Origin of the sequence: Stenotrophomonas sp. ASS1 (assembly GCF_004346925.1) — a bacterium.
GTDB classification, from domain to species: domain Bacteria; phylum Pseudomonadota; class Gammaproteobacteria; order Xanthomonadales; family Xanthomonadaceae; genus Stenotrophomonas; species Stenotrophomonas maltophilia_A.
Map to the genome: position 1 here is coordinate 1,081,274 of NZ_CP031167.1, position 13,898 is coordinate 1,095,171.

Sequence of the window (13,898 nt, forward strand, 5' to 3'; positions counted from 1 at the left end):
TCGGCAGCCACCGGAATGCCGGTTTGGTGGGTGCCGACCGTTGGTCGGCACGCCTCAACCCATCAATGCGAGCGCTGCACCGCGTAGCGGGCCAGGCCGCGCAGGGCGGCCACGGCATCGTTGTCGCCCAGGCCGTCGAGCGCGCGCTCGGCGGCTTCGGCATATTCCTCTGCACGCGCGCGGCTGTACTCCAGGCCGCCGGTGGCGCGGATCGCGGCCAGCACTTCCGGCATCGCCGAGGCGTCGCCGTCCTGCACGATGGTGCGCAGGCGTTCGCGGGTGGCGGCGTCCGAATGGGCCATGGCATGGATCAGGGGCAGCGTGGCCTTGCCCTCGGCGAGGTCGTCACCCAGGTTCTTGCCCAGCTCCTCGGCATTGGCCGAATAGTCCAGCACGTCGTCGGCAATCTGGAACGCGTAGCCCAGGTGCATGCCGTAGTCGAACAGGGCCTGCTGGGTGGCTTCATCCACGCCGCTGGCCAGCGCGCCCAGGCGGGTGCCGGCGGCGAACAGCACCGCGGTCTTGCGCTCGATCACGCGCAGGTAGGCGGCTTCGTCGGTATCCGGGTTGTGCACGTGCAGCAGCTGCAGCACTTCACCCTCGGCGATGCGGTTGGTGGCATCGGCCAGGATCTGCATCACCGACATGCGCTCCAGCTCGACCATCAGCTGGAAGCTGCGCGAGTACAGGAAGTCGCCGACCAGCACGCTGGGCGCGTTGCCCCACAGGGCGTTGGCGGTGCTGCGGCCACGGCGCAGGCTGGATTCGTCCACCACGTCGTCGTGCAGCAGGGTGGAGGTGTGGATGAACTCGATGATCGCCGCCAGCTGGTGGTGGTCCGGGCCGGCCTGGCCGACCGCATGGCCGGCCAGCATCACCAGCATCGGGCGCAGGCGCTTGCCGCCGGCGGAAATGATGTGGTCGGCGATCTGGTTGATCAGCACGACGTCCGAGGACAGGCGGCGCCGGATCAGGGCGTCGACGGCGGCCATGTCGGCCGCGGCAAGCGACTGGATCTGGGGCAGGCCCAGGGCGGGACGGGTGTCTTCGGTGATGGTCATGCGATCAGGCTTTCAGGCTCATCGCTGATTATAGGCGTTGCCTGTGAATTCGGGCGCAAACCGGGCAGGCCGGCGTCTGCGGCCCGGCCACGGATGCCGCCTGCGTGAATACGTATGCAGGTTGCGCCATGCCCGTGAGGCCACCGCTAAGCTTGCGGCATCAGGATTTCGGCCCGCTCCCGGCGGGTCCCGCACGCCCGGAGGGGGGCTGTCGATGTCGCACTATCCATGGTGGCGCGGAGCCGTCATCTACCAGATCTACCCGCGCAGTTTCCTTGACGCCAACGGCGACGGGGTAGGCGACCTGCCGGGCATCATCCAGCGCTTGGACCACATCGCAACGCTGGGCGTGGACGCGATCTGGATCTCGCCGTTCTTCAAATCGCCGATGGCCGACTTCGGCTACGACATCGCCGACTACCGCGACGTCGACCCGCTGTTCGGCAGCCTGGACGACTTCGACCGCCTGCTGGCCAAGGCGCACGGTCTGGGCCTGAAGGTGATGATCGACCAGGTGCTGAGCCATACCTCGATCGAGCACGCCTGGTTCCGCGAGAGCCGCCAGGACCGGACCAATCCGAAGGCCGACTGGTACGTCTGGGCCGACCCGCGCGAGGATGGCACCCCGCCCAACAACTGGCTGTCGCTGTTCGGCGGCTGCGCCTGGCAGTGGGAGCCGCGCCGTGAGCAGTACTACCTGCACAACTTCCTGGTCGACCAGCCGGACCTGAACTTTCATCACCCGGACGTGCAGCAGGCGACCCTGGACAACGTGCGCTTCTGGCTCGACCGCGGTGTGGATGGCTTCCGCCTGGATGCGATCAACTTCTGCTTCCATGATGCGCGCCTGCGTGACAACCCGGCCAAGCCCGCCGACAAGCGGGTGGGGCGCGGCTTCAGCCCGGACAACCCGTACGCCTACCAGTACCACTACTACAACAACACCCAGCCGGAGAACCTGCCGTTCCTGGAGCGCCTGCGCGCGCTGCTGGACGAGTATCCGGGGGCGGTCAGCCTGGGCGAGATCTCCTCGGAGGACTCGCTGGCCACCACCGCCGAGTACACCCGGGATGGTCGTCTGCACATGGGCTACAGCTTCGAGCTGCTGGTGGACGACTACAGCGCGGCCTACATCCGCGATACGGTCTCGCGGCTGGAAGCGGCAATGACCGAAGGCTGGCCGTGCTGGGCGGTTTCGAATCACGACGTGGAGCGGGCCGTCAGCCGCTGGGGCGGCCACCCGGCTGACCCGCGCCTGGCGAGGATGCTGGTGGCGATGCTGTGCTCGCTGCGCGGCTCGGTCTGCCTGTACCAGGGCGAGGAACTGGGCCTGGCCGAGGCCGAGGTGCCGTTCGAGGCCCTGCAGGACCCCTATGGCATCACCTTCTGGCCCAACTTCAAGGGCCGCGATGGCTGCCGGACCCCACTACCGTGGACCGACGCGCCGCTGGCCGGTTTCACCGCCGGCCAGCCGTGGTTGCCGATTCCGCCCGAGCACCGCGCCGCGGCCGTGGCGGTGCAGGAGCGCGACCCGGACTCGGTCCTGGCTGCGTTCCGCGGGTTCCTGGCCTGGCGGCATAGCCAGCCGGCACTCCTGCATGGCAGCATCCGATTCATCGAAAGCGCCGAGCCAGTGCTGCTGTTCGAGCGTATGCTTGCAGATGAAACCCTCCTGCTGGCCTTCAACCTGTCGGCCGAGGCGGTGAGCCATCCGCTGCCGCCGGGCAACTGGCAGCAGGTGGCGGTGCCGGGCCCGGATGCGGGCACGGTGCAGGGCAATGAACTCCAGCTGCCGCCGCGCGCGGTGTATTGCGCCCGACGCAGCTGACCGTTTTCTCCGGTGGCGGTACTTGCGGGGACGGGGCCGAAGCGCCCCGTCCCTTTTTTGTGGGTGGGATGCCGGTGAAGGGCATTCGCGCAAAAGAAAGCCCGCTGCCTGCGCAGCGGGTTTCCGGTCCTGCTCCCTGTTTTCTGTTGCCGGCCAGCGGCCGGCACTACCGGGTCCGGGTTGCCGGGCGCGGCCCGGCGCTACCTCAGAACTTGTAGTTCACGCCCAGCATGTAGGTACGGCCCCACTCGATGTATTCCAGCGGGCGGTCCTTGCTGCCGGCATAGGTGCGGTACGGCTCGTTGGTCAGGTTGCTGCCCTGCAGCAGCAGGGTCAGCCCACGCAGGGCGCTGCTGTCGCTGAAGGTGTAGCTGACCTGTGCATCGGTCACGTTCTCGCCCACCACGTAGCGCAGCGTGCGGTTGCCGTTGAAGTTGCCGATCTCACCAATGAAGTCCGAGCGGCGTCGCTGGCTCACGCGTGCTTCAAAGCCACTGCGCTCGTAGTAGGCGGTGAAGTTGTAGACACGCTTGGACAGGCCCGGCAGGCTGATCGGGCCGGTGCCCACGCTGTTGGCGCTTTCCGGATCCAGGATGGTGATGTCGCTCTTGTTGAACGTTGCGCTGGCCTGCACGCCGAAGCCGCGCAGGCTGTCGGTCAGCATCTCCAGCGGGAACGACCCGGTCAGCTCCAGCCCCTTCAACGTGCCGCCCTTGCCGTTCTGCGGCGTGGAGAAGGTGCCGGTGGTCAGCACCGGTGCGGTCATGCCCGGCGGTGGCACGTAGTTGCCGAGCAGGCCGCTGAAGTCGTAGTTGTCCACCGACTGCGTGTAGACGTAGCTCTTCAGGTCCTTGTAGAAGATCGCCGCAGCCACGTAGGCCTTCTCGCCGAAGTACTTCTCATAGGACAGATCCAGCGCGGTGGCGCGCCACGGATCCAGCAGCGGATTGCCACCGCTGCCACCAGGGCGGCCGTTGTTGGTATCCACGCCGAATTCCAGGCCGGCACGCATCTGGTCCACGCGCGGGCGCGCGACCTGCTTGGCGGCGGCGAAGCGCAGCGTCTGCTGGTGCGGGAACATGAACACCAGGTTCAAGCTTGGCAGCCAATCCTTGTAGGTCTTGCCGGCAGAGAAGGGCTGGATGTTGCTGCCCGCCGGCTGCGAGCTGTCCCAGTAGCGCGAATCCGAGCTCTGGTCGGTGTGCTGCATCTGCACGCCGATGTTGCCGCGCACGCCGACCACGCCGATGTCGGTGTTGATGTTCAGGCGTGCCCACGCCGTGGTGATCTTCTCCTCGACCGTCCACGACTTGGGAATCAGGTAGTCCAGGTTGTCGACCGGGTTGAAGGTCATGTAACGACCGACGGCTGCCGGCACATTCCACGACGGGATGTAGCCGATGCCGGCGAAACCGAGGTTGACCGGGCGGTACTGCAGGTCCGGTGCGATGGTGGATTCGCCTTGGGCGCCGAGCAGGATGTTGCCTTCGGCCTGGGCCTTCTGCTTGCGGCGGTCGGCATAGTTCACGCCCACGTCCACATCCGAGAACCAGCTGGACATGGCCTCGGGAACCGGCAGCGTCGCCGCCAGCTTGGCGCCCTTCAAGCGGTCTTCGACCTCTGGCACCTTGCCGTAGCCGGAACCATAGATCGTGTTGGTCAGGAACAGGCTGTCCGCATTGGAATAGTCGCGCCCCGGTGTGATCTGCGAGAAGCTGTTGTTGTTCACCACCAGGCCGATCGTGTCGAACTGCGGGCGCGGCACCAGCTGCAGGTTGTTTTCCAGATTGATCTCGCGGCGGGTCGCCTTGGAGTAGTTCAGGTCGGCGACCAGCTTCACGCCACCGACGTTGAACTCGTTGTTCCAGCCGAACGCATCGATCTTGTCCTTCCGCTTGTTGTACATGCCGCGCACCAGCGGGTATGCATTGTTGATCGTGCCGCCGGTGAAGCTGCCATCGGCATTGCGGCCGACATTGCTGAACACCGGCAGGATCGCGTTGGGGTTGTTGCTGTCCTCGCCGTTGCCGCTGAGGCTCAGCTCGAACTGGTTGGCGGTGTCGATCTGCTCGGCTTCGGTGTGGAACGCATCGAAGGTGCTGGTCCAGCTGTTGCTGGGGCGGAACTGGATCGTTGCCATCACGCCGTCGCGCTTGTTGTTGCCGGTGCGGCGCAGGGCCTTGATGCCATCGGTGAAGTAGGTGCCAGGTGCGATTCCGCGACGCTCGCCCTTGTCGGTGTGTTCGGTGGTCCAGGGCTCGTACAGGCCGACCTGGTTCTCCTGGATCGGCATGTCGCTGTGCGCATAACCAATGGCGATGCCCAGGGTGTTGTCGAAGAACTGGTCGATGTAGCTGGCGCTGAAACGGTTGCCATACGGGTCGATGTTGGCAGCGCGGCCCAGGGAGCTCTTCTGGTAGCGGCCGCTGACCGCGATCACCCGCTCGCCGAAGCTGAGCGGGCGTGCGGTCTGCATGTCGATGGTGCCCGACAGGCCCTGGCCGACCAGCGCCGCGTCCGGGGTCTTGTACACGGTCACGCCGTTGACCAGCTCGGACGGGTACTGGTCGAATTCGACGCCGCGGTTGTCGCCGGTGCTGACCACTTCACGGCCATTGAGCAGGGTGGTGGCGAAGTCGGGCGACAGGCCACGCACACTGATCACCTGCGCACGGCCGGCCACGCGCTGGGCAGCCAGGCCGGGCAGGCGCGAGATGGATTCGGCGATGCTGACGTCGGGCAGTTTGCCGATGTCTTCGGCGGAGATCGCTTCGACCACCGAGGTGGCGTCCTGCTTGATCGCGATTGCGTTCTCGATGCCGCGGCGGATGCCGGTGACCTGCACCGTATCCAGGTTGGTGGCGGCGGTGGCGGCCGGCGTGGTGGTGCTCTGCGTGGACTGTGCCGACGCCAGCGTCGGCGCCAGGACAACGGCCAGCGCGATGCTCAGCGCGCTGCGCTTGTGGTTCAACATTTTCCCCTCCCAGGCAATGTTGCAGATCGATTCGTGAACGTCCCGGAGTGACCGTGGACGTGCGACGCGGTGGCCGCTGTCGTCGCCGCTATGGTAGGCAGCGCGTTCTTCGCGGGAATCACCCTGCATACGTATTCAATGGCGTTTGCAGGGATGTAATCGCTTTCAGGTTCTGTTTGCGGTAGTGCCGGCCGCTGGCCGGCAATCGCGTTCACCGGGTTGCCGTCCAGCGGCCGGCACTACCGCGGCATTCAAAGCGGCGTGAAACGAATGGCCTGCCCACCCCCCGGTGCCAGCACCAGCGTCAGCACGTCGGCGCTGGTCACCTCTCGGGTTTCGCGCGCGAATGCGAAGGGATTGCTGCGGAAATCCGCGCCCTCGCCATCGCGGTAGATCTCGGCGCGATAGCGCACGCCCGGCTCCAGGAAGCCCAGCGATACCGGCAGCACGCGGCCGTGCTCGTCGGTGATGCTGCCGAGGAACCAGTCGCGGCTGTTGCGGTCGCGTCGCACGATCGTCGCGTAGTCGCCCACTTCGCCATCGAGCACGCGGCTCTGCTCCCAGTCCACCGCCACGTCTTCGATGAAGCGGAATGCCTGGCGATGCTGCAGGTAGTGCTCGGGCAGGTCGGCGGCCATCTGGATCGGGCTGTACAGCACCACGTACAGCGCCAGCTGGCGTGCCAGCGTGCTGGGGATGGCCTGGCCGTGGCGGCCCTTCAGGCTGAGGATGCCGGGGGTGTAATCCATCGGCCCGGCCAGCATGCGGGTGAACACCAGGTTGACCTCATGTTCCGGCGGGTTCGGCGGCTGGCCCCAGGCGTTGTACTCCATGCCACGTGCGCCTTCGCGCGAGATCCAGTTGGGATAGGTGCGGCGCAGGCCGGTGTCCTTGATCGGCTCATGCGGGTTCACCGACAGGTGCCGCCGCGCCGCTTCCTGGACCACCTTCAGGTGGTGGCGCGCCATGAACTGCCCGTCATGCCACTCACGCCACAGCGGGCCGCCCGAGGGATTACGGCGGTCGACCTGGCCGTCGTCACAGACGTAGCCGGTCTTGAACTGGTCCACGCCCAGCCGCGCATACAGGTCCAGTGCGGTACCCAGCTGGTCCTCGTAATGCTCGATGGCACAGCCGGTTTCGTGGTGGCCGATCAGATGCACATCCTTCTTCAGGCCATACGCTGACAGCGCTTCAATGTCGAAATCGGGTGTGGCACGGGTGAAATCGAAGTCGTAGCCATTGCCCACCCACATGCCGTCCCAGCCCGGATTCCAGCCTTCCACCAGCACGCCACGGAAGCCGTGTGCGGCGGCGAAGTCGATCACCTTCTTCGTCTTGGCGGTGGTGGCCGCATGCTTCGGCCCGGTCGCCCAGCTCTCGTTGTCCAGGTGCATCGACCACCACACGCCCAGGTACTTGGCCGGCTTCACCCAGCTCACATCACCCAGCGCATTGGGTTCGTTGAGGTTGAGGATCAGGTCCGATTCGACCAGGCCGCCGGCACGGTCGGCAATCTGCAGCGTGCGCCACGGCGTGGCGAAGGGCAGGCCGCGGCGCACCTTCCAGCCTTCGGCCGAGGGCGACAGCTGCGCGCGCAAGCGTTGGCCGTCGGTGCGGCGCAGCCACATGCCGGCATAGTCCACCAGCGCGGCCTCGTGGATCGCCACGTGCAGGCCATCGCGGCTGCGCAGGCTCATCGGCGTATGCACCAGCGGCACCTCGCGCAGTGGTGTGCGCTGGTACAGGTACTCGTAGTGGATCGGTTCGCCGGCAGGGATCCACCACGCGGTGGAATCCTGAGCGATGGCGAACTCGGTCAGCTCGTCATCGATGATCGCTTCGTGCAGGTTCGGCTGCTCGGGGAACACATAGCGGAAGCCAACGCCATCGTCGTAGACGCGGAACACCACGTCCAGCCGCCGCTTGCTGCCGGTGGTTTCGGCCAGCTGTACGGTCAGCTCGTTGAAGTGGTTGCGGGTGAGCCGGCGTTCGCCCCAGGGCTGCTCCCAGCTGTCATCGATGCTACGCCGTTGCTGGCCGAGCAGGGCGAAATCACGGTCCAGGCGGCCGTCGCGCAGGGCGAAGCCCAGCTTCGAATCCTCCACCACGACCTCGCCGAAGCGCTCGACGCGATAGCGCGCGGTGCCACCGTCCAGCATCAGACTGACCTTGAGCACCTTTCCCGGTGATTCGACGCTGGCCACCTGCGGCGCGGCCTGCGCCAGCGTGGCCAGGCCCAGCAGAGCCAGACCGAGCAGGTGCGCGAACACCGCGCGTACAGCAGTGGGTGACATCGGCATTTCCCCTCCCAAGGCGCCGTTGGCAGACCCGGACCATAAGCCAGCGCGGCAGGCCCGCTACCGCGCAACGCCATGAATACGTATGCAACTGGACGCAGCCGACAGCCCCGCGTCTACCATGGGGCCAGGGCACCTTGAGGGAGGGGCCGCGCCCGCCCGCCGACAACGACGGTGCGGACCTACAACGCGTGCAGAGAGGGAGGGAGGCCGACGGGCGCAAGCCGGTCCGCCGCTTCGATGCTGAAGATCATTTGCCTGACCGCTGCCCTGGGGGCAGCGCTGGGATCGACCGCGCAGGCGGCCGACCTGCAATTCGACGGCCGCCATGCGCGCGCCGAAGCCGCTGCCAAGGGCAGCTACGTGCTGCATGCGCCGAAGGCTGAGGTGCGTATCGCGCCCATGCCGATGCGCAGCCAGACCGGCAGCGTGATGTTCGATGCACTGTTCGCGCTGGCCCAGCAGGAGATGGACCAGGACCGCGTGGATGCGATCCGCGATCCCGCGTTCGACGAAGGCCGGCCGGTGCCGTGCGAGTGCTTCCAGACGGGCGCGCGCTGGCCCTACGTGTGGACCCGCGATGTCAGCTTCGCCGCCGACCTGGCGCTGGCGCGGCTGGACCCGCAGCGCACCCGGCAGTCGCTGCAGTTCAAGCTCTCGGCAGCGCGCGATGGCCATACGCCCGGCCTGTTCGTGGCGCAGGACACCGGTTCCGGCGGCAGCTGGCCGATCAGCAGCGACCGGGTGGTGTGGTTCCTGGCGGCACGCCACCTGCTGGACGATCGCGCGTTTGCCGACCAGGTCTGGCAGGCGCTGCAGGGCACGCTGGCGCAGGACCGCGCGATGGTGTTCGACGCGCAGGTGGGCCTGTACCGTGGTGAGACCTCGTTCCTGGACTGGCGCGAGCAGACCTATCCGGACTGGACCCGCGAGGACGTGCGCTTCATCGGCGATTCCTATGCGCTGTCCACCAACGTGCTGCACTACCAGGCGCTGCGCCTGGCCGAACGCCTGGCTGGCCAACATGGTGATGCCCGCGCGGCTGACTACAAGGCGTGGGCCGATGCGTTGGCGCAGCAGATCGATGCGCGCTTCTGGCGCGAGGACATGGGCCAGTACATGAGCTACATCGGCGAAGCCGCGCACCCTGTGCCGTACGTCAAGGTCGATCTGCTCGGGCTGTCGCTGGGCATCCTCGCCGAGGTGCTGCCGCCCGAGCGCGCGCGCCGTGCACTGGCTGCCTACCCGATGGGGCCAGCCGGCAGCCCGGTGGTCTGGCCGCAGGAATCGCAGCAGCCGATCTACCACAACCGCGCGATCTGGCCGTTTGTCAGCGCGTACTCTCTGCGTGCGGCGCGGCAGCTGGACGATGCGCCGCGCATCGCCGCTGAGATCCGCTCGCTGATGCAGGGCGCTGCGCTGGCCGGTTCCAACATGGAAAACTACGAACTGGTCAGCCAGGCCGTGCATGTCGAGGAAGGTGCGGTGAGCGGCCCGGTGGTCAACTCCGAACGCCAGTTGTGGTCGGTGGCCGGCTACCTGTCGATGGTGGTCGAGGGCGTGTTCGGCGTGCAGGACGATGGCCGCGTGCAGCCCAAGTTGCCGGCCGTGCTGGTGCCAGAACTGTTCGGCACGCACCCCCGCATCACCCTGGAGGCCGGTGGCAAGCGCTACGTGCTGGAGCGCCCGCAGCAGCTGGGTGATGGCTTGCTGGTGGCGGGCAGGACGCTGACCCAGGGCAACACGACCACGGTGCAGCTGATGGCTGCCCCGTCCGCGACCGGCTTCGGCGGCACAACCGCCGAAGCCAATGCGCGTGCGCCGGCCACGCCGACCGCACCGCAGGCCACACGCGATGGCGCTGGCTGGAGCGTGCCGGTCACGACTGGGCAGGTTCTGTGGAAGGACGGCAGGGCCGTCGCCGCCAGCAATGGCCAGGCGCACATCAGCGACGATGGCCTGCAGCACTGCTTCAGTCTGACCCGGCGCGAGGGTGCATTGGAATCACTGCACAGCCCGACGCGCTGCGTCGGTCCGCAGCAGGTGCTGAAGGGCGAGGATCGCTGGCAGTTCACCGCGGGCCAGGCCGGGCAGGTGCGCCTGCGCTTGCAGTACCGCAACGCGAACGGGCCGATCAACACTGGCGTCACCGCTGCGGTCAAGCAGCTGGTGCTGCAGTGCCCGGGCCAGCCGTTGCAGCAGCATACGGTCACCCTGCCGCACAGCGTGGCGATGCAGGACTCGACCTCGGCGACATTCACGGTGCCCAAGGGGCAATGCACGGTCGCGCTTGAAGAGGGCTTCAACATGAGCGCGCTGCAGCACTTCGCGCACTACACCGGCGGCAAGGGGGGACGCGATGGTGTGCTCAACCAGGCCCAGGTGCAGGCGCTGAAGGTGGCGCCGGTGGCGATGGAAGAGGGCGCACGATGAGTCGTCCCGCCAAACCGCAGTTGTCGTTCTGGCAGATCTGGAACATGTGTTTCGGCTTCCTCGGCATCCAGTTCGGGTTCGCCCTGCAGAACGCCAACGCCAGCCGCATCTTCGAGACACTGGGCGCGGACATGGACGCGGTGCCCGGGCTGTGGATCGCGGCGCCACTGACTGGCCTGCTGGTGCAGCCGGTGATCGGTTACCTGTCCGATCGCACCTGGACGCGCTGGGGCCGTCGCCGCCCGTTCTTCATGATCGGTGCGGTACTGACTACGCTGGCGCTGCTGGTGATGCCGAATTCGCCGACGCTGTGGATCGCCGCCGGTACCTTGTGGGTGCTGGACGCCTCGATCAACGTGTCGATGGAACCGTTCCGCGCCTTCGTCGGCGATCAGCTGGCGCCGCGCCAGCGTCCGGCCGGCTATGCCATGCAGAGCTTCTTCATCGGTGTGGGCGCCATCGTCGCCAGCTTCCTGCCGTTCATCCTGGCCCACTTCGGTGTTGCCAATACCGCAGCTGCCGGAGAAGTGCCCGATACCGTGCGCTATGCGTTCTACTTCGGCGCGGTGGTGCTGCTGGCGGCGATCACCTGGACGGTGGTCAGCACCCGCGAGTACTCGCCGGCGGAGCTGGCCGGGTTTGACGATGCCGAGCCGCCGGCGCACCACGCAGGGGCTGCGATCAGTGGCCCCGCACCGTGGACGCAGGTGGCGCTGTGGCTGGGGCTCGGCGTGGTGCTGGCGCTGTTGATCGCCTGGCGGCAGGGCGACAGGATGCTGTATGTGCTGGCAGGACTGTGCGCCGGCTACGGCCTGCTGCTGGCGGCCGCGCGTGCCTTGCCGGCCACGCATATGCTGGCCGCCATCGTCGGTGACCTGCGCGCGATGCCGGTGACCATGTGTCGTTTGGCGTGGGTGCAGTTCTTCTCGTGGTTCGCGCTGTTTGCGATGTGGATCTACACCACCGCCGCGGTGGCGGGTATCCACTTCGGCTCGACCGATCCGCAGTCGGCGGCCTACAACGAGGGCGCCAACTGGGTGGGCGTGCTGTTTGGTGCCTACAACGGCTTCGCCGCGCTGGCCGCAGTACTGATCCCGCCGATGGTGCGTGCGATCGGCCTGCGCTGGAGCCACCTGGTCAACCTGTGGCTGGGCGGCGCCGGCCTGGTCTCGCTGATGTTCATCCGCGACCCACACTGGCTGCTGCTGTCGATGGTCGGCGTCGGCTTCGCCTGGGCGTCCATTCTTTCGCTGCCCTATGCGCTGCTGTCCGACAGCGTGCCGGCATCGAAGATGGGCGTGTACATGGGCATCTTCAATTTCTTCATCGTGATCCCGCAGCTGGTCGCGGCCAGCGCGCTCGGCTTTGCCCTGCGCGCCTGGCTGGGTGGCCAGCCGATGCATGTGCTGGTGCTGGGCGGCTGCAGCCTGTTCGTCGCCGGCCTGTGCGTGCTGCGGGTTCCGTCCCGTCCGGAGGTGGTGTGATGCGTGGTGCGCTGTCTGTTGCTGTTTCCCTGGTGCTGCTGGCCGGCCATGCGGCGGCCGCGCCACGCCCGGACTATGTGGGCACCACCGAACCGTTCGCCAGCGATGCGGTGTACTTCGTGGTCACCGACCGCTTCGTCAACGGCGACCCGTCCAACGATCATCGCGACCAGGGCGGAACGCATCGCACCTTCGATATCCCGGTGCCGTGCCCGGACAAGGTGGACGGCAACATCGGCTATCTCGGCGGTGACTTCCGCGGCGTGCTCGACAATGCGCAGTACATCCGCAACCTCGGCTTCGGCGCGGTATGGATCACGCCAATCATCGACAACCCGGACGAGGCGTTCACCGGCAGCAAGGCGATCAGCTGTACCAGCACGCTGACCGATCGCGGCAAGACCGGCTACCACGGCTACTGGGGCATCAACTTCTACAAGCTCGATGAGCACCTGCCGAGCAAGGACCTGGACTTCGCGGGGTTGACCAAGGGCCTGCATGGCGCAGGCCTGAAGGTGGTGCTGGACATCGTCGGCAACCACGGCTCGCCGGCCTGGACCATGCCGACGCGGCAGCCGCAGTTCGGCCAGATCTTCGACAAGGACGGCAAACTGATTGCCGACCACCAGAACCTGCCGCCGCAGGAGCTGGATCCGAAGCACAACCCGCTGCACGCGTTCTACAACAACATCGGTCCGGTCGACAGCAAGGACGGCTCGATCTTCGACGGCAACCTTGCCGAGCTGTCCGACTTCAACCAGGACAATCCGGCGGTGATGGATTATCTGGTGGGTGCTTACCTGCAGTGGACCGCGCAAGGCGTGGATGCGCTGCGCATCGATACCATCGGCTGGCTGCCGCACCCGTGGTGGCATGCCTTCGTCAAGCGCATCCGTGCTGAACATCCGGGCATGTTCATGTTCGGCGAAGCGTTCGATTACAACGCGGCGAGCATCGCCGAACACACCTGGCCGGCCAACGCCAATGTCAGCGTGCTCGACTTCCCGCTGCGCGGCGCACTGGAACAGACCTTCGGCACCGCCGGCAAGGGCTTTGAAACCCTGTCCGGGCCGCTGCACCTGAGCGGTGGCCCGTACGCCAACCCGTATGAGCTGATGAGCTTCTACGACAACCACGACATGCCGCGGCTGCAGGCCAGCGACAACGGCTTCATCGATGCGCACAACTGGCTGTTCACCGCGCGCGGTATTCCGGTGGTCTATTACGGCTCGGAAACCGGCTTCATGCGTGGTCGCGCCGAGCATGCCGGCAATCGTGCCTACTTCGGTCAGCCGCGCGTGGACGCTGCCCCGCAGAGCCCGATCTTCGCGCCGCTGCAGCGCATCGCCAGGCTGCGCGCAGCCACCCCGGCGCTGCAGCGCGGCCTGCAGGTGAACGAGCGCCTGCAGGGCGATGAGGCAGTGTTCTTCCGCGTGCTGCAGCATGGCGAGGTGGCGCAGACCGCGCTGGTGCTGCTGAACAAGGGCGACAGGGCAAAGAGCTTCACTGTGTCGCGTTACGTCCAGGCGGGCCGCTGGCGCGACGCGCTGGACGGCGGTTCGTTGCAGGTGAACGGTCTGCTGAAGGCCGACGTGCCCGCGCACGGCGTGAAGGTCTATGTGCTGGACGCTGCCGTGCAGCAGCCGGCGCTGCAGGCCGAGCTGGACAAGGCGATGGCCGACCAGAAGGCGCGGGACCAGCGTCTGGGGCGGTAGTGCCGGCCGCTGGCCGGCAACCCATGAATCCATGGCTCCTGCCTACCGCTCTGGTGGGTGCCAACCTTGGTTGGCACGCTTTTCGAGCAGTCGAGCAAGCTCG

General features: G+C 66.9%; 7 protein-coding genes. 4 read left to right on the forward strand and 3 right to left on the reverse strand.

Annotated elements, in window-relative coordinates; genetic code table 11:
* Positions 1–62 precede the first annotated feature (62 nt).
* Positions 63–1,061, reverse strand: a complete 999-nt coding sequence (locus MG068_RS05085) for a polyprenyl synthetase family protein (RefSeq protein WP_132809470.1) — start codon at positions 1,059–1,061, stop codon at positions 63–65.
* A 214-nt stretch (positions 1,062–1,275) separates the two neighbouring features.
* Here MG068_RS05085 and MG068_RS05090 point away from each other — a divergent pair, with 214 nt between their 5' ends.
* Positions 1,276–2,889 carry an alpha-glucosidase family protein gene (locus MG068_RS05090; RefSeq protein ID WP_132809472.1) on the forward strand — a complete coding sequence of 538 codons (1,614 nt, stop codon included), beginning with the start codon at positions 1,276–1,278 and terminating at the stop codon, positions 2,887–2,889.
* Positions 2,890–3,094: 205 nt separating this feature from the next.
* Here the strand turns inward: MG068_RS05090 and MG068_RS05095 are convergent, their stop codons facing one another.
* Complete coding sequence (locus MG068_RS05095) at positions 3,095–5,863, reverse strand: TonB-dependent receptor (RefSeq protein ID WP_165929925.1); 2,769 nt, start codon at positions 5,861–5,863, stop codon at positions 3,095–3,097.
* Positions 5,864–6,114: 251 nt separating this feature from the next.
* Positions 6,115–8,166 (reverse strand): glycoside hydrolase family 97 protein, encoded by a 2,052-nt coding sequence (locus tag MG068_RS05100; RefSeq protein ID WP_132809474.1) that lies wholly within the window; start codon positions 8,164–8,166, stop codon positions 6,115–6,117.
* A gap of 237 nt (positions 8,167–8,403) precedes the next feature.
* Between MG068_RS05100 and MG068_RS05105 the strand changes: the two genes are divergently transcribed.
* The 3 genes from MG068_RS05105 to MG068_RS05115 are packed head-to-tail and all read left to right on the forward strand — an operon-like array spanning position 8,404 to position 13,795.
* The gene (locus MG068_RS05105; protein WP_132809476.1) at positions 8,404–10,596 is read left to right on the forward strand and encodes a glucosidase family protein; all 2,193 of its coding nucleotides are present in this window, start codon (positions 8,404–8,406) and stop codon (positions 10,594–10,596) included.
* On the forward strand, positions 10,593–12,080 hold the full coding sequence (locus tag MG068_RS05110) for an MFS transporter (protein ID WP_132809478.1): 1,488 nt from the start codon (positions 10,593–10,595) through the stop codon (positions 12,078–12,080). Before MG068_RS05105 ends, MG068_RS05110 begins: the two co-directional genes overlap by 4 nt.
* Entirely contained in the window at positions 12,080–13,795 is a 1,716-nt protein-coding gene (locus tag MG068_RS05115) for an alpha-amylase family glycosyl hydrolase (RefSeq protein ID WP_132809480.1), read from the forward strand. The genes MG068_RS05110 and MG068_RS05115 overlap by 1 nt, the downstream gene beginning before the upstream one ends.
* The last annotated feature ends 103 nt before the right edge of the window (positions 13,796–13,898 follow it).